At 64.0% G+C, this 19,645-nt stretch carries 13 protein-coding genes and 1 pseudogene; 3 read left to right on the top strand and 11 right to left on the bottom strand.

Going from position 1 to position 19,645, the window contains the following annotated elements:
• Nucleotides 1-303: 303 nt before the first annotated feature.
• From HU770_RS15480 to HU770_RS15505, 6 genes are read right to left on the bottom strand one after another with little or no spacing between them, the layout of a single operon-like run.
• The gene (locus HU770_RS15480; RefSeq protein WP_186653916.1) at nucleotides 304-1,938 is read right to left on the bottom strand and encodes a BatD family protein; all 1,635 of its coding nucleotides are present in this window, start codon (nucleotides 1,936-1,938) and stop codon (nucleotides 304-306) included.
• Nucleotides 1,935-3,653 (bottom strand): tetratricopeptide repeat protein, encoded by a 1,719-nt coding sequence (locus tag HU770_RS15485; RefSeq protein ID WP_186653918.1) that lies wholly within the window; start codon nucleotides 3,651-3,653, stop codon nucleotides 1,935-1,937. Before HU770_RS15485 ends, HU770_RS15480 begins: the two co-directional genes overlap by 4 nt.
• Entirely contained in the window at nucleotides 3,650-4,726 is a 1,077-nt protein-coding gene (locus HU770_RS15490) for a VWA domain-containing protein (RefSeq protein WP_186664113.1), read from the bottom strand. The genes HU770_RS15485 and HU770_RS15490 overlap by 4 nt, the downstream gene beginning before the upstream one ends.
• Nucleotides 4,719-5,213, bottom strand: a complete 495-nt coding sequence (locus HU770_RS15495) for a DUF4381 domain-containing protein (RefSeq protein ID WP_033700502.1) — start codon at nucleotides 5,211-5,213, stop codon at nucleotides 4,719-4,721. Before HU770_RS15495 ends, HU770_RS15490 begins: the two co-directional genes overlap by 8 nt.
• A complete protein-coding gene (locus HU770_RS15500) occupies nucleotides 5,210-6,154 on the bottom strand; it encodes a DUF58 domain-containing protein (RefSeq protein WP_033700501.1) in 945 nt (314 codons plus the stop codon). The genes HU770_RS15495 and HU770_RS15500 overlap by 4 nt, the downstream gene beginning before the upstream one ends.
• Before the next feature lie 4 nt (nucleotides 6,155-6,158).
• On the bottom strand, nucleotides 6,159-7,118 hold the full coding sequence (locus tag HU770_RS15505) for a MoxR family ATPase (RefSeq protein ID WP_033700499.1): 960 nt from the start codon (nucleotides 7,116-7,118) through the stop codon (nucleotides 6,159-6,161).
• Between the two features lie 106 nt (nucleotides 7,119-7,224).
• On the opposite strand from HU770_RS15505, the pseudogene HU770_RS15510 reads away from it, so the two are divergent.
• Nucleotides 7,225-7,554: pseudogene (locus HU770_RS15510) on the top strand (hypothetical protein); the annotation flags it as partial.
• 128 nt (nucleotides 7,555-7,682) lie between these two features.
• Here HU770_RS15510 and HU770_RS15515 read toward each other — a convergent pair.
• From HU770_RS15515 to HU770_RS15530, 4 genes are all read right to left on the bottom strand, one after another.
• Complete coding sequence (locus HU770_RS15515; RefSeq protein ID WP_186664117.1) at nucleotides 7,683-8,573, bottom strand: dihydrodipicolinate synthase family protein; 891 nt, start codon at nucleotides 8,571-8,573, stop codon at nucleotides 7,683-7,685.
• A gap of 44 nt (nucleotides 8,574-8,617) precedes the next feature.
• On the bottom strand, nucleotides 8,618-9,400 hold the full coding sequence (locus HU770_RS15520; RefSeq protein ID WP_186664119.1) for an aldolase: 783 nt from the start codon (nucleotides 9,398-9,400) through the stop codon (nucleotides 8,618-8,620).
• A gap of 156 nt (nucleotides 9,401-9,556) precedes the next feature.
• The gene (gene soxR, locus HU770_RS15525) at nucleotides 9,557-10,003 is read right to left on the bottom strand and encodes a redox-sensitive transcriptional activator SoxR (protein WP_081874759.1); all 447 of its coding nucleotides are present in this window, start codon (nucleotides 10,001-10,003) and stop codon (nucleotides 9,557-9,559) included.
• A 616-nt stretch (nucleotides 10,004-10,619) separates the two neighbouring features.
• Nucleotides 10,620-10,973, bottom strand: coding sequence for a hypothetical protein (locus tag HU770_RS15530; RefSeq protein WP_033700495.1), 354 nt, complete (start codon nucleotides 10,971-10,973; stop codon nucleotides 10,620-10,622).
• A gap of 273 nt (nucleotides 10,974-11,246) precedes the next feature.
• Here HU770_RS15530 and HU770_RS15535 point away from each other — a divergent pair, with 273 nt between their 5' ends.
• Entirely contained in the window at nucleotides 11,247-16,112 is a 4,866-nt protein-coding gene (locus HU770_RS15535) for an NAD-glutamate dehydrogenase (protein WP_033700493.1), read from the top strand.
• A gap of 136 nt (nucleotides 16,113-16,248) precedes the next feature.
• Here HU770_RS15535 and HU770_RS15540 read toward each other — a convergent pair whose 3' ends face one another.
• Nucleotides 16,249-17,067: a pyruvate, water dikinase regulatory protein gene (locus HU770_RS15540; RefSeq protein ID WP_033700492.1), complete on the bottom strand. Its 819-nt coding sequence runs from the start codon at nucleotides 17,065-17,067 to the stop codon at nucleotides 16,249-16,251.
• A gap of 177 nt (nucleotides 17,068-17,244) precedes the next feature.
• Here HU770_RS15540 and ppsA point away from each other — a divergent pair, with 177 nt between their 5' ends.
• Nucleotides 17,245-19,620 (top strand): phosphoenolpyruvate synthase, encoded by a 2,376-nt coding sequence (gene ppsA, locus HU770_RS15545; RefSeq protein WP_033700491.1) that lies wholly within the window; start codon nucleotides 17,245-17,247, stop codon nucleotides 19,618-19,620.
• Nucleotides 19,621-19,645: the final 25 nt, after the last annotated feature.

Below are 19,645 nucleotides of genomic sequence, written 5' to 3' on the forward strand. Positions count from 1 at the left end.
ACCTGTTGGTGTCGAGTCGAGCAAGCGGGGGGCTTGGCTTGGATGATGGGCGTTGCGCAGAGGGGTATGGTAACTCAATGGTGGGGGAGAGGGGCATGCCTGAGGGGGATTGCCTGTGGGGGAATGGATGTGGGGGTACAGGTGCATGTCATGAGTCTTTCAGCGCCTATCAGATCGAGCGCCGCCCGCGCGGCGCTCGATCTCATAGGCCCTGAGTACGTTGTGGCAAGCACCTGCCAGCCCCGGCGCTCGATCTCATAGGCGCTGAAAATGCCAAGCCCTGCACCCGCTGCAGCCCACATGTCACTTCGGATACAACGGCGGCAACCCCCCCGTATCCCCGGAAGGCAGCAGCACCTGCTCGGCCGGCGGAATGGTACCGATCGCCCGCCACAAATCCTCACCCTGCCAATACTGGCCACTCTCGCTATACAAAGCCCCATTCAGCCCATCCAGCGCATCGGACAACGGCACGAAACGCGCCGCCATCTCCGCCAGCGTCTGCGGTTGCTGGCGTGCCCAGGCGTCGAGCGCCTGGCGCGTGGCCTGCGGGTCGTTGGCCTGGCAGGCGCGCTTGAGGTCGTCCAGCAGGGTGCGTGGGCTGGGGCCTTGTTGCGCGGCGCGCAGCACCGCCGGTTGCGAGCGCGCCCGCCACCACAGGGTGAAGCCCAGCAGCGTAGTCAGGGCCAACACCAGCGTGGCAAGCTGCCAAGGCCACAGCAAGCCGCTGCCAGAACGGCTGTCGCCGACCGGGGTGTCGGCGCTCAGCGCCGGGTTGTCCTGAACGTCCAGGGTTCGCGCCGGCAGGCTGGTGTGCTCGAGGTGATCTTCACGGGTGTTCCACCACGATACTTCCAGCGCTGGCAGGGCCAACTCGCCACTGTGGGTAGGCACCAGAGCCTCACGCTCCTCGCGGTTGGCGGTCATGCCGCGGTCGTTGATTTCGTTGCGCAGCAGCGGCTGGTCGGGGTAGCGGCGCAGGCCGGTGATCTCGGTGGCCGGCAGCGGCGGCAGCTGAGTGCTGGACAAACCGTCAGCGCGCAGGGTGATGTTGCGGGTGAGGGAATCGCCAATCTGCGTCTGCTGGCTGCCTGGGTCGGGGTTCCAGTGCTCTTCAAGGGTCAGGCTGCGTGCGGGCAGCCACGGCGCACCGGCCGGCCAGGCCGCCGGAATCGGGCGCACGGCGAGGCGCAGCGGCAGCGAGCTGACCTGCACCTGGCGGCCGGCACGCGGCGCTGCGGCGGGCGATTGTTCGTCGTCGACGCTGGCGGCGGCGGTGGCGGTAAAGGTCAGGGGGGGGATTTCCAGGCCGCCGCTCTGCTGCGGATAGACGGCATAGCGGGTTTCAATCACCCCGTGGCGCACGCCGTTGATTTCCTTTTCGTAAGTGCGCGACTCGCCCAAAGGCTCGACCTTGGCGTTGTCCAACTGCAGCGGGCTGAGGCTGCTGTCGTCATACAGCGCCACCGAATGGTAGATGCGCAGGGTCAGCACCGCCTGGGCCTGGACATACACATCGGTGCTGTCCAGGGTCGCTTCGATGAACACTTGGGAGGCGCTGTCCTGGCGGCTGGCATCGGCCTGCAGCACTTGCAGGTCGATGGCCTGGCTGCGTGACTGGCCCAGTTGCAGTTCCGGGATGCGCAGGCTGCCGCTGCGCCGTGGCAGCAGGGTGATGATCCAGCGGGTGCTGGCGCGGGTTTCGCCGTCGAGGGTGTGCAGGCTGTTCAACTGACGAGTGCCACGCACCTCGAAGTCGCCCTCCAGGGCACGCAGGTCGGGCTTGCCAAACTGGGTCACGTCCTGGCTTTCGAGGGTCAGTTCCAGGCTTTCGCCGGCGCCCAGGCGGGTACGGTCGACGCTGGCTTGCAGCATCGGTTCGGCCTGGGCCAGCAAGGCCCATAAGAAACCGAGGAGAAAGACGCCGAAGCGACTCATTGTGGGTTGTCCTGATGCAATTGCTGTTCATACCAGAATTTGCGCCGCAGCAGTTCCGCCGGGTTATCGGGGATCTCCCGCAGCCACTGTTCAAGGGCTTGACGCTGTTCGGCGTCGAGGCTGGTGGACACTGGGCGCTGGGGTGGCTGGATGATGTCGTCGGCGGCGCCGCCCTGGTTGCCCGGTGTGGCCTGGCTGTTGTTGCTGCCTTCGCCGGGTTGTTCGGCGTTGGCGTGTTCGTCACTGCCGGGCGTGCCCTGTGCGGGGTTGCTGGCCGAGCTGCTGTTGCCTTCGGTTTCGCTGCCGGGTGTGCCTTGGGCTTCGCTGCTGGCGGCTTGTTGTTCGGCCTTGGCCTCACGCTGTTGCAGCATTTGCTGGACCAGCGCCTGGTTGTCCAGTGCCGGTTGCAGGTCGGGTTGGCGCTCCAGGGCCTGGTCATAGGCGTCCAGCGCGGCTTCCAGCTCACCACTGCGGGCCAGGGCATTGCCTCGATTGTAGTGCGCTGCCGCCGTATTGCCTTCGGAGAAGGCCTGGGCGGCACCGGCGTAATCGCCGGCCTGATACAGCGCCATGCCGCGCCATTGCGCGTCCTGGAAATGGCGCGCGGCGCTGGCCGGGCGGTTCTGTTCGAGCAGGCGCTGGCCTTGCTGGTCGGGGCGCAGCCACAGGTCATTGAACTCGAACGCCTGGCTGGGCTGCGGCAGGGCCAGCAATAGCGGCAGGCAGAACAGCCAGCCGCGACGGCCGGCGCAGGCTGCCAGCAGCAGCAGTGGAATCAGCAACCAGTAGCCCTGGTCTGCCCAGCTATCCAGTTGCAAGGTCTGGCCGTCGTTCCGCAAGGCGCGCGGGTTGTCGAACAGGCCCAGGCCGCGCAGGTCGAGGTCGTCGACCCGGGCATTGCGGTAGCGCCCGCCGGTGCTGCTGACAAATGCCTTGAGGCTGGCGCTGTCCAGGCGTGGCAGCAGGATGCCGCCCTGGTCATCCTTGAGGAATTCGCCGTTGGCCTGCCGCACCGGGGCGCCGTCGCGGCTGCCGATGCCCAGCATCAGCAGGCTTGGGCCCTGGCGGCCGAGGGCCTGGACGATGCCTTGGCGTTCCGCTGCGCTGAGCGAGGAGCCAATCAACAGCAGGCGGCCTTGCCCCAGGCCGCTCTGGGCCAGCAAGGCCAGGCCTTTTTGCACCGCCAGGTCTGCGCGCTGGCCGGGTTTGGGCATGATCGACGGGTCGATCGCCTCCAGCAGGTTGCGGGTGGTACCCAGGTCGTCGGACAGCGGCACCAGGGTGTGGGCGGACCCTGCGTAGACGATCAGTGCGGTCTGGCTGTCGTGGCGGTGTTCGAGCAGGTCGAGGACCTTGCGCCGGGCCTGCTCCAGACGGTTGGGTGGGCTGTCCTCGGCGAGCATCTGTGGGGTGAGTTCAAGCAGGATCACCAGCGGGTCGGCCGGGCGTTGGCGGTTTTCTTCCACGCGTTGCCAGCTCGGCCCGAGCAGCGCCATGACCACCAGTGCCCAGGCCAGGCCCAGCACGACCCAGGGCAGTTTGCTGGTGCTGCCGCTGCCGCCCCCAAGCAGCACGGCATGGAAGGCCGGCGGCAAGATCATCTGCCAGCGCCCGGCGCGTTTGCGCCGGTGCCAAAGCTTGAACAGCAGCCAGCCGAGCAGCGGCACGACCAGCAGCCAGAGGGGGCGCAACCATTGTGGCCAGAGCTCGATCATCGCCGCCTCCTCAGCCGCAGGCGTTTGAGGCGCTGGCGCCATTCCGGATGCGGCTGCAGAAAGCGCGGTTTGCGCAGCAGGCGCTGCAGACGGTTGTCGGGCCATTGCACGGCCACTACCAGCAGCACGCTGAGCAACAGCGCCAGGGCCAGGGGCCAGGCATACAGGGCCTTGGCGGTGCGCGCCTGGGTCGGTTGCTGGGCCACCGGCTCCAATTCGTCGAGGGCGTCGCCGATGGCGTCCAGTTCGGCGCCGTCGTGGGCGCGGAAGTAGGCGCCGTGGGTCATGTCGGCGATTTCCTTGAGCGAGGCTTCGTCCAGGTCAAGGCTCGGGTTGAGGCCCAGCAGGCCAGGAGTGCCGCTGGCCTCGGGGTTGGCACCGATGCCGATGGTATAGATGCGCACGCCTTCCTGGGCGGCCAGGCGGGCGGCGGTCAGCGGGTGGATCTGCCCGCCGTTGTTGGCGCCGTCGGTGATCAGCACCAGCACCCGGCTCTGTGCCGGGCGCTGGCGCAGGCGCTTGACCGCCAGGCCGATGGCGTCACCGATGGCGGTGTTCTTGCCGGCGATGCCGATCTGCGCTTCGTCGAGGAAGGTACGCACGGTACGCCGGTCGAAGGTCAGCGGGGCCTGCAGGTAAGCCTGGCTGCCAAACAGGATCAGGCCGACCCGGTCGCCTTCGCGGTCCTGAAGAAAGTCGCCCAGCAGCGCCTTGACCAGGTCGAGGCGGCTGATCTCGTCGTCCTTCCACTGCATGTCGGGGAAGTCCATCGAGCCCGACACATCCACCGCCACCAGCAGGTCGCGACCGCTGGCCGCCACCGGTACTGGGTCGCCGAGCCATTGCGGGCGGGCTGCGGCCAACAGCAGCAACAGCCAGATGATGACGAAGGGCGCCTGTTGGCGCCAGGTCGGCAGGTTGAGCCGCGCCCGGCGCCCGGCAAGGCCTTCCAGCTCGTTCAGGAAGCCCACCTTGAGCACCGGCTCGCCACTGTCGGCGGCGGGCAGCATCATGCGTGCCAGCCACGGCAGCGGCAGCAGGGCGAACATCCACGGCCAGGCCAGTTCAAACATGCTTGCGGATCCAGGTTTCGACAGCCTGGCTGAGGCCGACGATGGCTTTGTCGTCGAGTTTGCACTCAGGCTTGTAGGCGCCTTCGACCAGCACCATCCAGCGGGTCAGGCCGGCGGCCGGGCAGCGGTTGTCGAGAAATGCCAGCCACTGGCGACCGTTGAGCGTGTGGCTGTTGGCACCGGGGTAGTGGCTGCGGCACAGGCGCTTGAGCAAGCCGTTGATCTGCTGCAGCCAGGCGCCGGCCGGGGCTCCGTCATAGGGGCGCGGCAGGCGAGCAAGTTCGGCCAGGGCGGCCACGCGCACTGGGTCGAGCGGTTGCTCGGCACGCACGATGCGGCGTTTGCCGGGGCGCCAACGGCGCATACGCCACAGGCCCCAGGCAAGCAGCGGCAGCAAGGCCAGCAACACCCACCAACCCGGTGCCGGTGGCCACAGGCCGATTGCCTCTGGGGTGATCAGCGGGTGCAACTGGTCCAGCGGGTTCATTTACTGCTCCCCGCGCGCTGGGCGTTGAGGTACTCGCGCAACTGCTCGATCATCTCGCTTTGGGTGCTCAGCGGCATCAGCACCACGCGCAGCTTCTGTGCCATCAGTTCCCAGCGCTCGATACGCGACTCGGCTTGCTGGCGGTAAGCCTGGCGCAGGCTGGCGTCCAGGGTGTCGAGCTCCAGTTGCGCGCTGCGCTGGGCGAAGCGCAACAGGCCGGCAGCGGGCAAGGCGTGGTCGAGCGGGTCGGAGACGGGCAGCAGCAACAGGTCGCAGTGGCGCGAGAGCATGGCCAGGTGTTGCTCGACCTGGTCGGTCAGCGCGCGTTCGTCGCAGATGATGATCGCCAGGCTGCCAGGGCGCAGCACTTCGCGCGCCCGGCGCAAGGCCAGGCCAAGGCTGTCGGCCTGGGGCGTGGCTTCGGTGTGCAGCGACTGGTTGACCTTGGCCAGGCGGTTGAGCAACTGCAGCAGGCTCTGCTTGCTGCGCCGCGGCTTGATTTCGTGGTGTTCGTTGTCGCCGAACACCAGCCCGCCAATGCGGTCGTTGTGCCCCAGCGCTGCCCAGCCGAACAGTGCTGCGGCCTGGGCTGCCAGTACCGACTTGAACATCAGCCCCGAGCCGAAGAACAGCCGCTGGCTCTGCTCGACCAGAATGAAGATCGGCCGCTCGCGCTCTTCATGGAACAGCTTAGTGTGTGGCTCCTGCGTGCGCGCGGTGACGCGCCAGTCGATGTTGCGCACATCGTCGCCGGCCTGGTAGACGCGCACCTGGTCGAAGTCCACGCCGCGTCCGCGCAGCTTGGAGTGGTGCAGGCCCACCAGCGGGCTGCGCTGGCCGGGCCGGGAAAACAGCTGGATTTCGCGCACGCGGTGGCGCATGTCGATCAGCTCGGCAAGGCCGATACGGATGCCGGGCTCGGCCAGCTGCGCGGTGGGCATGGGCTCAGGCAACGGCGACGACGTCGAGGATACGCTGGACCACCCGGTCCTGGTCGATCCCCGCAGCCTCGGCCTCGAACGACAGGATGATGCGGTGGCGCAGCACGTCGAACAGCACCGCCTGGATATCCTCGGGGCTGACGAAGTCGCGCCCGGCCAGCCAGGCATGGGCACGTGAGCAGCGGTCCAGCGAAATCGAGCCGCGGGGGCTGGCGCCGTAGGCGATCCAGTCGGCCAGTTCGGTGTCGAATTTGGCCGGGGTGCGTGTGGCCATCACCAGTTGCACCAGGTATTCCTCGACGGCGTCGGCCATGTACAGGCCGAGGATTTCCTTGCGCGCGGCGAAGATCGCCTGCTGGCTGACCCGGCGCTCGGGCTTGGTCTCGCCGCCCAGTGCTTCGCCGCGGGCCTGCAGAAGGATGCGCCGCTCCACCGCAGCGTCCGGGAAGCCGATTTTCACGTGCATCAGGAAGCGGTCGAGCTGAGCCTCGGGCAGCGGGTAGGTGCCCTCTTGCTCGATGGGGTTCTGGGTGGCCATGACCAGAAACAGCGGTGACAGGTCGTAGGTACTGCGGCCCACGCTGACCTGACGCTCGGCCATGGCTTCGAGCAGCGCCGACTGGACCTTGGCCGGGGCGCGGTTGATTTCGTCGGCCAGCACCAGGTTGTGGAAGATCGGCCCCTGCTGGAACACGAAACTGCCGGTTTCCGGGCGGTAGATTTCGGTGCCGGTAATGTCGGCAGGGAGCAGGTCGGGGGTGAACTGGATGCGGTGGAACTGCGCTTCGATACCCTCGGCGAGCTCCTTGATGGCCTTGGTCTTGGCCAGGCCCGGGGCGCCCTCGACCAGCATGTGGCCGTCGGCCAGGAGCACGATCAGCAGCCGCTCGACCAGCTTCTCCTGGCCTAGGATCTGGGAGGAAAGAAAGGTGCGCAGCGCGATCAGCGCTTCACGGTGTTCCATCGGCGACGGTTCCTGGTATTGGGCCGCAGGCGCGCTGGGGGGCAGCTGCCTCGGCAAGGGGTGATACTTTAATCTATCCGGGGGGGTGGCGACTAATGGCGGCTGGCAAATTTATCCAGGCCGTCTGAGCATCATGCGTGAGTTGGCGCTGCGCGCGGGCGTGCCGTTTGCCGAGTTGGGCAACGATGAGGCCTATGCAGTGCCGGATGAGTTGGGCGAAATCAGCCGCAAGCTGCATGATTTTGCCTTGGGGCGTAGTGACCACGCGCATTTGACCGAGCAGGAGCAACGGCTGTTGCGCGAGCGCTACATTCATACATCGGCGAACTGGAACCCTGTTAAAGGGCTGCGCAATAGCACGCTTGACCTGCTGTTCGTCAACCGGCCCGGTGAGGCGGGGCGGGTGGTGCACTCGGGTGGCAGTGTCCGTGGCTGAGGGTAGGAGCGGCCTTGCGTCGCGAAAGGGGTGCGAAGCAGCCCCAGGATCTCAGCTTCGCCGCATAGATTGCTGGGGCTGCTTCGCACCCCTTTCGCGACGCAAGGCCGCTCCTACAGGGGCGTGCGTTACTGGGGTGCGAGCGCGTCCAGCAGCCCTTTGAGGTAGGCACTGCCTTGCGGGTCCAGCGGCTGCAGGGGCAGTCGCGGTGCGCCCACATCCTGGCCCCGCATTTTCAGCCCAGCCTTGATGGTGGTGGGCAGGCCACGGCGGGTGATGTACGCCAGCAATTCGTATTGGCGGTAGAACAGCGCACGCGCCTCTGCCAGCTCGCCGTTCTGCACGGCGTCCCACAAGGCCAGGTTCAACGCGGGGATCAGGTTTGGCGCTGCGGTGCACCAGCCCGTGGCACCGGCAACCAGGGCTTCCAGGGTGAGCGGGTTGCAACCGTTGTAGAACGCCACCTTGCCTTCGGTCGCGGTGTACAGGCGGTGCATGCGCTGAATATCACCGGTGCTCTCCTTGACCATGGTGACATTGGCGACTTCGCCCAGAATACGCAGGATCAGCTCTACCGACAGGTCGGTGCCGCTGGTGCCCGGGTTGTTGTAGAGCATGATCGGGATGTCGATCGCCGCGCCGACCGCTCTGTAGTGGTCGACCACCTCGGCCTCGGTCAACTTCCAATAGGAGACGGGCAACACCATCACCGCCGTGGCCCCGCACGCCTGAGCCAGGCGGGCACGCTGCACGGTACGCGCGGTGGTCAGGTCCGAGACGCTGACCACGCTGGGTACGCGGCCGGCGACCTTCTCCAGGCTGAAGCGAACCACAGATTCCCACTCGCTATCGGACAGGTAGGCGCCTTCGCCGGTACTGCCCAGCGGGGCGATAGCGTGCACGCCGGCCTGGATCAGGCTGTCGATGGATCTACCCAATGCGTTCAGATCGACGGAGCCGTCTGCCGAGAAGGGGGTGATGGTGTAGCCGATGACGCCGCGAATTACAGGTGTAGACATGACCAGGTACCTTTGCCGTTGTTCAGGAAGGGGGACAACTTCGATCAGCCCAGGCAGTCGCCATGGGCACGCAAGGCACGACGCGCGTAATAGCTGAACGCGGCGCCATGGCGTTTGGGCGTGGAAATCCAGTCATGGGCTTCTTTGCCAAGTGCTTCGGGGATCGGGCGGATCTCACCGGCGCCCATGGCCAGCAGCTGCATCCTGGCGGCGCGTTCGAACAGTAGAGCAAGCACACAGGCTTCCTCGATCGAGCGGCCGGCGATCAACAGGCCATGGTGGGAAAGCAGGATCGCCCGCTTGTCGCCGATGGCCCCGGCGATGATCTCGCCTTCTTCATTGCCCACCGGCACGCCCGGCCATTCCTTGAGGAAGGCGCAATCGTCGAACAGCGGGCAAAGGTCCATGTGCGAGATGGCCAGCGGCACTTCGAGTATCGACAGGGCGGCGCTGTGCAACGGGTGGGTATGGATGATGCAGTTCACGTCGGGGCGTGCGCGATACAGCCAGCTGTGAAAGCGATTCGCTGGGTTGGCCATGCCGTGGCCGTGCAGCACGTTCAGGTCTTCGTCGACGACCAGCAGGTTGGAGGCCGAAATCTCGTCGAAGCCCAGGCCAAGCTGTTGGGTGTAGTAGGTGCCAGGCTCCGGCGCCCGTGCGGTGATCTGCCCGGCCAGGCCGGAGTCGTGGCCGCCGTCGAACAGGATTCGGCAGGTCAGGGCGAGTTTCTGCCGCGGGGTGTAAGTGTTGTCGGCCAGCGCAGTCAGCATCTGCTGCTGGGCATGTTTGACGAGCTGGTCCTTGGGGGTCTGCATGGTCGTGGTCACGGAGAGTACCTGCATGAGAAGGCGGTAATGACTACCTGGCTGGCACAGCGTGCAAGCTAGGACACACATCGATACTAATGACACTTTGTGTCATAAGCAAGCAATGTGTCATCGCTTCTCGATGATCAGATGCAGGTCGCCATGAAAGGCCCGCGCTTACCGTCCCCCAGCAGCACCGCCATTTTCCAGGATCCTGGCCCCCGATCCCTCCTTGCCCAGCACGTCCTCGGGGTTGCGCAGCGGGCAGTCTTGCAACGACAGGCAACCGCAGCCGATGCAGTTGTCCAGGCTGTCTCTCAGGGCCTCCAGCGTGCGAATGCGGGCGTTCAGGTCTTCTCGCCAGGCCGATGACATCTCGCCCCACTGGGCGGCCGTGAGTTTGCTGTTCGGCGGGTAGCGGCCCAGGGCGCGTTTGATTTCTTCGAGGGGGATGCCGGTGCGCTGGGCCACCTTGATGATGGCGATGGTGCGCAGCACCAATGCGGGGTAACGCCGCTGGTTGCCGGCGGTACGGGTGCCGGCGATCAGCCCTTTGGATTCGTAGAAGTGCAGGGCGGAGACCGCCACGCCACTGCGTTTGGCGACCTCGCCGACGGTGAGCAGCCGCGAGCTGTCGGTGGATGATTTAACTGTCACGCCGGTTGACCTCAAGTTAGCTTGAGCTCTTATAGTCCCGCCCGATCGTTCCTGCAACCACACGCGCCAGGCCAATAGCGAATGGCATGATCTTCAATCGTGACTAGGTCAGCGCCCTGATGTAGTCCATTTCCCAAAAACTTCTGCCGACTGCATCTCGTTGCACACCCTCTGTTGGGTCACTAATCTGCCTTCCGCAGAGGCATACCACCTATCAGGAAGGCATTTGTACGTATTCATTTGCGTATTATTTTGCGCAAAATTGTGTGCTATCAAGTCGGCAAGAGCAGCTGCATCCCATCCTTACTCCCTGTAGTCTTCGGAGGCAATGCAGCAACTGACGGGAGCAAACATGCGATGGGTGGACTAATGACCAGAGCTGAGCAGGCTGTGTCTGCCACGGCGATGGCTAGAACGTTTGGTGCGCGCTTGAAGGAAGTGACCAGCGGGAATGCGACCCATCTTGTCATTTTCAAGGACAACGAGCCGGCCGATGAAGTCTACGAAGCTGCCAACAGGCGTGTGTAAACCTTAAGCCCCACTTTGCCTGTATCGGGCCGCTTCGCCGCTCTTCGGGCTTGTATCAGACCTCGCAGACGAACGTCCCGGTCCCCTGCAGAATGTTCTGCAGCGTTTCCTTCACCTCGTCCATATCGCTCAGTTCGCTGGTCAGGATGATCTCCAGCGTTTCATCCCCCTTCAAGGCATCGCGATCCCCGGCCGCCACTTCGATCAGCAGGCGCTGGGCAGTCAAGGTCACCTTCAAGCCATCCAGCGTCGAGGGCTCGTCATCGAGCGTCAGGTCGACCGTGTCTTCATCCGGGTAGCGGGTGAGCAGGACCATCTGACCCTTGTCGCCGTGGCAGCAGAGGGTCGCCATGTTGTCTTCCTCGTCATCGCAAGGGTTGGCGAAGAGCAGGGCGGTCTTGATTTGCATGAACAGGCTCGGGTCAAAGGAAACGGAAGGGAATTCTGACAGTCTTGTGTACATCCATAAACGTAAAGTTACCGCCCCTTGACCGAAATTGTCGCAGCGCTGCAAGCGTTGGTGACTACTCAGTCGTTAAGCTTCGGCGAGCCCTGAGCGTGCCACGCACGTTCAACGCCTGGTTTAACCGTCCGCCTTGCCACGGGTTGGCTATCGTTGATTCGTACACGGCGCACGCGAGCGACGCTTCAATTATTACAAAGCCCAAGCGGAGTACCACAGATGGCGTTTTTCACCGCAGCCAGCAAGGCCGACTTCCAGCATCAACTGCAAGCGGCTCTGGCGCAGCACATCAGCGAACAGGCACTGCCACAAGTGGCCCTGTTCGCCGAACAGTTCTTCGGCATCATCTCAATGGACGAACTCACCCAGCGCAGGCTTTCCGACCTGGCTGGCTGTACCCTTTCTGCCTGGCGCATCATCGAGCGCTTCGACGCCGAACAACCCCAAGTGCGGGTGTACAACCCTGATTACGAACGCAATGGCTGGCAGTCGACCCACACTGTGGTCGAGGTGTTGCACCACGACCTGCCGTTTCTGGTGGACTCGGTGCGCACCGAGCTCAACCGCCGCGGCTACAGCATCCACACCCTGCAGACCACCGTACTGAGCGTGCGCCGCGGTGCCAAAGGCGAGCTGCTCGAGCTGCTGCCCAAGGGCACCCACGGCGAGGGTGTGCGCCATGAGTCGCTGATGTACCTGGAGATCGACCGTTGCGCCAACGCCGCCGAACTGACGGTGCTGACCCGCGAGATCGAACAGGTGCTGGCTGAAGTGCGTGTGGCGGTCGCCGACTTCGAACCGATGAAGGTCAAGCTGCGCGAAGTGGTGGCGCAGGTCGAGCAGACTGCGTTTGGCCCGGCGCAGCACGAGAAGGGCGAGGTGAAGGCGTTTCTCGAGTGGTTGCTGGACAACCATTTCACCTTCCTGGGCTACGAGGAGTTCACCGTCCAGGGCGGCAGCGATGGCGGCCAGATGGTCTACGACGAGCAGTCCTTCCTCGGCCTGCCGCGGCGCTTGCGCGTGGGGCTGACGTCTGAAGAGCTGCGCATCGAAGACTACGCCGTGGCCTACCTCAACGAGCCACTGTTGTTGTCCTTCGCCAAGGCCGCGCTGCCCAGCCGTGTGCACCGCCCGGCCTACCCGGACTACGTGTCGATTCGCCAACTGGACGCCGAGGGCAAGGTGGTCAAGGAATGCCGCTTCATGGGCCTGTACACCTCTTCGGTGTACGGCGAGAGCGTGCATGCCATCCCTTACATTCGGGTCAAGGTTGCCGAAGTCGAGCGCCGTTCGGGCTTCGACCCCAAGGCTCACCTGGGTAAGGAGCTGGCCCAGGTGCTTGAGGTGCTGCCGCGCGACGACCTGTTCCAGACGCCGATCGACGAGCTGTTCAGCACCGTCATGGCCATCGTGCAGATCCAGGAGCGCAACAAGATCCGCGTGTTCCTGCGCAAGGACCCGTACGGCCGCTTCTGCTACTGCCTGGCCTACGTACCGCGTGAAATCTACTCCACGGAAGTGCGGCAGAAGATCCAGCAGGTGCTGATGGAGCGCCTGAAAGCCAGTGACTGCGAGTTCTGGACCTTCTTCTCCGAGTCGGTACTGGCGCGGGTGCAACTGATTCTGCGGGTCGATCCGAAAAACCGCATCGACATCGACCCGCAACAGCTGGAAAACGAAGTGATCCAGGCGTGCCGCTCGTGGCACGACGACTACTCGACCCTGGTGGTGGAGAACTTCGGCGAAGCCCAGGGCACCAACATCCTGGCCGACTTCCCCAAAGGCTTCCCGGCGGGCTACCGCGAGCGCTTCGCTGCGCATTCGGCAGTGGTCGACCTGCAGCACGTGCTGGGGCTGTCCGAAAGCAAGCCGCTGGCCATGAGCTTCTATCAGCCATTGACCCAGGTCGGCGAGCGTACCCTGCATTGCAAGCTGTACCACGCCGACACCCCGCTGGCGCTGTCCGATGTGCTGCCGATCCTGGAGAACCTCGGCTTGCGCGTGCTGGGCGAGTTCCCGTATCGCCTGCGTCACGCCAATGGCCGTGAATACTGGATCCACGACTTCGCCTTCACCTACAGCGAAGGCCTGAGCCTGGACATCCAGCAGCTCAACGACACCTTGCAGGACGCGTTCATCCACATTGTCGGCGGCGACGCCGAGAACGACGCCTTCAACCGCCTGGTGCTGACCGCCGGCCTGCCCTGGCGCGATGTAGCACTGCTGCGTGCTTATGCCCGCTACCTCAAGCAGATCCGCCTGGGCTTCGACCTGGGTTACATCGCCAGCACCCTGAACAACCACACCGACATCGCCCGCGAGCTGACCCGGTTGTTCAAGACCCGCTTCTATTTGGCGCGCAAGCTTACCCAGGACGACCTGGACGACAAGCAGCAACGCCTGGAACAGGCGATCCTGAGCGCCCTGGACGATGTTCAGGTACTCAACGAAGACCGCATCCTGCGTCGCTACCTGGACCTGATCAAGGCCACCCTGCGGACCAACTTCTACCAGCCGGACGGCAACGGCCAGAACAAGTCGTACTTCAGCTTCAAGTTCAACCCCAAACTGATCCCCGAGCTGCCAAAGCCGGTACCCAAGTTCGAGATCTTCGTCTATTCGCCACGGGTCGAGGGTGTGCACCTGCGCTTTGGCAACGTCGCCCGCGGCGGCCTGCGCTGGTCGGACCGCGAGGAAGACTTCCGCACCGAGGTGCTCGGCCTGGTCAAGGCCCAGCAGGTGAAGAACTCGGTGATCGTGCCGGTCGGTGCCAAGGGCGGCTTCCTGCCGCGCCGCCTGCCACTGGGTGGCAGCCGTGACGAAATCGCCGCTGAAGGCATTGCCTGCTACCGCATCTTCATTTCCGGCCTGCTCGACATCACCGACAACCTCAAGGACGGTGGCGTGGTGCCGCCGGCCAATGTGGTGCGCCACGACGATGACGACCCGTACCTGGTGGTGGCCGCCGACAAAGGCACCGCGACGTTCTCCGACATCGCCAACGGCATTGCCATCGACTACGGCTTCTGGCTGGGCGATGCCTTCGCCTCGGGCGGCTCGGCCGGCTATGACCACAAGAAAATGGGCATCACCGCCCGGGGCGCGTGGGTTGGCGTACAACGCCACTTCCGTGAGCGCGGCATCAATGTGCAGGAAGACCCAATCACCGTGATCGGCGTCGGCGACATGGCCGGCGACGTGTTCGGCAATGGCTTGCTGATGTCCGACAAGCTCAAGCTGGTGGCGGCGTTCAACCACCTGCACATCTTCATCGACCCGAACCCGGAGCCGGCCAACAGCTTCGCCGAGCGCAAGCGCCTGTTCGACTTGCCGCGTTCGGCCTGGAGCGACTACGACACCAGCATCATGTCCGAAGGCGGCGGGATCTTCCCGCGCAGTGCCAAGAGCATCGCCATCAGCCCACAGATGAAAGAACGCTTCGCCATCGAAGCCGACCGCCTGACCCCGACCGAGCTGCTCAATGCACTGCTCAAGGCGCCAGTCGACCTGCTGTGGAACGGCGGCATCGGCACTTACGTCAAGGCCAGTACAGAAAGCCACGCCGATGTCGGCGACAAGGCCAACGACGCCCTGCGCGTCAACGGCAACGAGCTGCGCTGCAAGGTGGTGGGCGAGGGCGGCAACCTCGGCATGACCCAGCTCGGCCGGGTCGAGTTCGGCCTCAATGGCGGCGCGACCAACACCGACTTCATCGACAACGCTGGTGGCGTCGACTGCTCGGACCACGAGGTCAATATCAAGATCCTGCTCAACGAAGTGGTGCAGGGTGGCGACATGACCGAGAAGCAGCGTAACCAGCTGCTCGGCAGCATGACCGAAGAGGTCGGCGCGCTGGTGCTGGGCAACAACTACAAGCAGACCCAGGCGCTGTCCCTGGCAGCCCGTCGCGCCCGCGAGCGGATCGCCGAATACAAGCGCCTGATGGCGGACCTGGAAGGGCGTGGCAAGCTGGACCGTGCCATCGAATTTCTGCCGTCCGAAGAGCAACTGGCCGAGCGCCTGGCCGCAGGCCAAGGCCTGACTCGCGCCGAGCTGTCGGTGCTGATCTCGTACAGCAAGATCGACCTCAAAGAGCAACTGCTCAAGTCGCGAGTGCCGGACGACGACTACCTGACCCGTGACATGGAAACTGCGTTCCCGCCCTCGCTGGTCAGCAAGTTCGCCGATTCCATGCGTCGCCACCGCCTGAAGCGCGAGATCGTCAGCACCCAGATCGCCAACGACCTGGTCAACAACATGGGCATCACCTTCGTCCAGCGTCTGAAGGAGTCGACGGGCATGAGCCCGGCCAACGTGGCGGGTGCGTATGTGATCGTGCGCGACATCTTCCATCTGCCGCACTGGTTCCGTCAGATCGAAGCCCTGGACTACCAGGTGCCGGCCGAGGTCCAGCTGACCTTGATGGACGAACTGATGCGCCTGGGCCGCCGCGCCACCCGCTGGTTCCTGCGCAGCCGTCGCAACGAGCAGGACGCCGGGCGCGACACCGCGCACTTCGGGCCGAAGATCGCGCAACTGGGGCTCAAGCTGGACGAGTTGCTGGAAGGGCCGACCCGCGAGCGCTGGATGGTGCGTTACCAGGGCTTTGTCGAAGCCGGTGTGCCTGAACTGCTCGCGCGCATGGTGGCCGGTACCAGCCACCTGTACACGCTGTTGCCGATCATCGAGGCGGCTGATGTTACCGGCCATGACCCGGCGCAGGTGGCCAAGGCGTTCTTCGCGGTGGGCAGTTCGCTGGACCTGACCTGGTACTTGCAGGAAATCAGCAACCTGCCGGTGGAAAACAACTGGCAGGCCCTGGCCCGCGAGGCATTCCGCGACGACATCGACCTGCAGCAGCGGGCGATCACCATCTCTGTGTTGCAGATGGCCGATGCGCCGCAAGACATGGATGCCCGCGTGGCGCTGTGGGCCGAGCAGCACCGGGTGATGGTCGAGCGCTGGCGCGCGATGCTGGACGACCTGCGCAATGCCACCGGCACGGACTATGCGATGTATGCGGTGGCCAACCGCGAGCTGGTCGACCTGGCAATGAGCGGGCAGGCGGCGGTGGTGCCTTCATAAGTCGCAAGCTGTAAGCTACAAGCTGCAAGCAGACCTTCGCAGGTCTCGCTTGCAGCTTTTGTCTCCGTCACCATTGGCTGTCTTGGCGCAGTCCCGCTTTTTTCTTGTAGCTTGAAGCTTACAACGTGAAGCTTTCTTACTTGAACCGACGCTCCACGCCTTTTTCCACCAGAATCTTCGCCGAAATCTCCTCCACCGAAAAATGCGTGGAATTGATATTGGGAATGTTCTCCCGGCGGAACAGGCTCTCTACCTCGCGGACTTCGAACTCGCACTGGGCAAAGCTTGAATAGCGGCTGTTGGGCTTGCGCTCGTGGCGAATGGCGGTCAGGCGGTCGGGGTCGATGGTCAGGCCGAACAGCTTGTTGTGGTGCTTTTTCAGCACCGCTGGCAATTGCAGGCGCTCCATGTCGTCTTCGGTCAGCGGGTAGTTGGCCGCACGGATACCGAACTGCATGGCCATGTACAGGCAGGTTGGCGTCTTGCCGCAACGCGAGACCCCGACCAGAATCAGGTCGGCCTTGTCGTAGTAGTGCGTGCGCGCGCCATCATCGTTGTCCAGGGCGAAGTTGACCGCTTCGATGCGCTCCATGTAGTTGGAATTACCGCCGATCGAGTGCGATTTGCCGACGGAATACGACGAATGGGCGGTCAATTCCTGCTCAAGCGGGGATAAAAACGACGAAAAGATGTCGATCATGAAGCCGTTCGAGGTGGCCAGGATCTCACGGATGTCCTGATTGACGATGGTGTCGAAGATGATCGGTCGCACGCCATCACGCTCGGCAGCAGCGTTGATTTGCTGCACCATGGTTCGCGCTTTGTCCGGCGAATCGATGTAGGGACGGGTGAATTTGCTGAACGGAATGCTTTCGAATTGAGCGAGCAGGCTTTGCCCCAGGGTCTCGGCAGTGATGCCGGTGCCGTCGGAGATGAAGAACGCGGTTCTTTTCATTTGCACCCTGGGCCTTAAGCTGATGACGTTTCTTGGATATGATAAGTTCGGTTTGCCGAATGCGGCTGTCGGCATTCTCACTTATTTTCCAGGTACAGGCCACAAACGCCCGGCCAAGTCAAAGAAGACAGGCGGGCGCCTTTGAGCTTTTCCAACACAGTTAGTGGAGAGATCACCTTGGTAGAGTACGTAGTTTCCCTCGAAAAGCTCGGCGTCCATGATGTGGAGCATGTGGGGGGCAAGAACGCATCCCTGGGCGAGATGATCAGCAACCTTGCGGGTGCTGGTGTATCGGTGCCGGGCGGCTTTGCCACTACGGCGCAGGCGTACCGCGATTTTCTCGAACAGAGTGGTCTCAACGAGCGTATCCATGCCGCGCTCGATGCGCTGGATGTCGATGACATCAATGCCCTGACCAAAACCGGCGCGCAGATTCGCCAGTGGGTCATGGAAGCCGAATTCCCGGCGCGTCTGGATTCGGAAATCCGTACGGCCTTCGCTGAAATGGCCGCAGGCAACGACAACATGGCCGTAGCCGTGCGCTCGTCTGCCACCGCCGAAGACTTGCCGGACGCCTCGTTCGCCGGCCAGCAGGAAACCTTCCTCAACATCCGTGGCGTCGACAACGTGATCCGCGCGGCCAAGGAAGTGTTCGCCTCGCTGTTCAACGACCGCGCCATCGCCTACCGCGTGCACCAGGGCTTCGACCACAAGCTGGTGGCCCTGTCTGCCGGTGTGCAGCGCATGGTCCGTTCGGAAACCGGCACCGCCGGTGTGATGTTTACCCTCGACACCGAGTCGGGTTTCCGCGACGTGGTGTTCATCACCGGCGCCTATGGCCTGGGTGAAACCGTGGTGCAGGGTGCGGTCAACCCAGACGAATTCTACGTACACAAGAACACCTTGCAGGCTGGCCGCCCGGCGATCCTGCGCCGCAACCTGGGCAGCAAGGCGATCAAGATGGTCTACGGCGACGAAGCCAAGGCCGGTCGTTCGGTCAAGACCGTCGAGGTCGACCGTGCCGAGCGCGCCCGCTTCTGCCTGAGCGATGCCGAAGTCAACGAGCTGGCCAAACAGGCCATGATCATCGAGCAGCACTACCAGCGCCCGATGGACATCGAGTGGGCCAAGGACGGTGACGACGGCAAGCTGTACATCGTTCAGGCCCGCCCTGAAACGGTGAAAAGCCGCTCCAGCGCCAATGTCATGGAACGCTACCTGCTGAAAGAAAAGGGCACCGTACTGGTCGAAGGCCGTGCGATTGGCCAGCGCATCGGCGCCGGCAAGGTCCGCGTGATCAACGATGTGTCCGAGATGGACAAGGTGCAGCCCGGTGACGTACTGGTCTCCGACATGACCGACCCTGACTGGGAACCGGTCATGAAGCGCGCCAGCGCCATTGTCACCAACCGCGGCGGGCGTACCTGCCACGCGGCGATCATTGCCCGTGAGCTGGGTATCCCTGCAGTCGTCGGTTGCGGTAACGCCACCCAGTTGCTCAAGGACGGCCAGGGCGTGACAGTGTCCTGCGCCGAGGGCGACACCGGCTTCATCTTCGAAGGTGAGCTGGGCTTCGACATCAAGCAGAACTCGGTCGACGCCATGCCGGACCTGCCGTTCAAGATCATGATGAACGTCGGCAACCCGGACCGTGCCTTTGACTTCGCCCAGCTGCCCAACGCCGGTGTCGGCCTGGCGCGCCTGGAGTTCATCATCAACCGCATGATCGGCGTGCACCCCAAGGCGCTGCTCAACTACGCCGGCCTGCCGGCAGAGTTGAAGGACAGCGTCGACAAGCGCATCGCCGGCTACGACGACCCGGTCGGCTTCTATGTCGAGAAGCTGGTCGAAGGCATCAGCACCCTGGCGGCAGCCTTCTACCCGAAAAAGGTCATCGTGCGCCTGTCGGACTTCAAGTCCAACGAGTACGCCAACCTGATCGGCGGCAAGCTGTACGAGCCGGAAGAAGAAAACCCGATGCTGGGCTTCCGCGGCGCTTCGCGTTACATCAGCGAATCGTTCCGTGACTGCTTCGAGCTCGAGTGCCGTGCCCTGAAGCGCGTGCGCAACGAGATGGGCCTGACCAACGTCGAGATCATGGTGCCGTTCGTGCGCACCCTGGGCGAAGCCAGCCAGGTCATCGACCTGTTGGCCGAAAACGGCCTGGCCCGTGGCGACAACGGCCTGCGCGTGATCATGATGTGCGAGTTGCCGTCCAACGCGATTCTGGCCGAAGAGTTCCTCGAGTACTTCGACGGCTTCTCGATCGGCTCCAACGACCTGACCCAGCTGACCCTGGGCCTGGACCGTGATTCGGGTATCATCGCGCACCTGTTCGACGAGCGTAACCCGGCCGTGAAGAAGCTGCTGGCCAACGCCATCCAGGCGTGCAACAAGGCCGGCAAGTACATCGGCATCTGCGGCCAGGGCCCATCGGACCACCCGGACCTGGCCAAATGGCTGATGGAGCAGGGCATCGAAAGCGTGTCGCTGAACCCGGACTCGGTGCTCGAGACCTGGTTCTTCCTGGCCGAGGGCCAGGGCGCAGCCTGATACAGTGGATTGCGGGGGCGCGTCT

Origin of the sequence: Pseudomonas sp. SWRI68 (genome assembly GCF_014269165.1) — a bacterium.
GTDB lineage: Bacteria > Pseudomonadota > Gammaproteobacteria > Pseudomonadales > Pseudomonadaceae > Aquipseudomonas > Aquipseudomonas capeferrum.

Bases quoted from the DNA above. Each gene is read 5' to 3' on its own strand.
- HU770_RS15480 (WP_186653916.1), bottom strand. From the start codon at position 1,938: ATGAGTCGCTTCGGCGTCTTTCTCCTCGGTTTCTTATGGGCCTTGCTG.
- HU770_RS15485 (WP_186653918.1), bottom strand. From the start codon at position 3,653: ATGATCGAGCTCTGGCCACAATGGTTGCGCCCCCTCTGGCTGCTGGTC.
- HU770_RS15490 (WP_186664113.1), bottom strand. From the start codon at position 4,726: ATGTTTGAACTGGCCTGGCCGTGGATGTTCGCCCTGCTGCCGCTGCCG.
- HU770_RS15495 (WP_033700502.1), bottom strand. From the start codon at position 5,213: ATGAACCCGCTGGACCAGTTGCACCCGCTGATCACCCCAGAGGCAATC.
- HU770_RS15500 (WP_033700501.1), bottom strand. From the start codon at position 6,154: ATGCCCACCGCGCAGCTGGCCGAGCCCGGCATCCGTATCGGCCTTGCC.
- HU770_RS15505 (WP_033700499.1), bottom strand. From the start codon at position 7,118: ATGGAACACCGTGAAGCGCTGATCGCGCTGCGCACCTTTCTTTCCTCC.
- HU770_RS15515 (WP_186664117.1), bottom strand. From the start codon at position 8,573: ATGTCTACACCTGTAATTCGCGGCGTCATCGGCTACACCATCACCCCC.
- HU770_RS15530 (WP_033700495.1), bottom strand. From the start codon at position 10,973: ATGCAAATCAAGACCGCCCTGCTCTTCGCCAACCCTTGCGATGACGAG.
- HU770_RS15535 (WP_033700493.1), top strand. From the start codon at position 11,247: ATGGCGTTTTTCACCGCAGCCAGCAAGGCCGACTTCCAGCATCAACTG.
- HU770_RS15540 (WP_033700492.1), bottom strand. From the start codon at position 17,067: ATGAAAAGAACCGCGTTCTTCATCTCCGACGGCACCGGCATCACTGCC.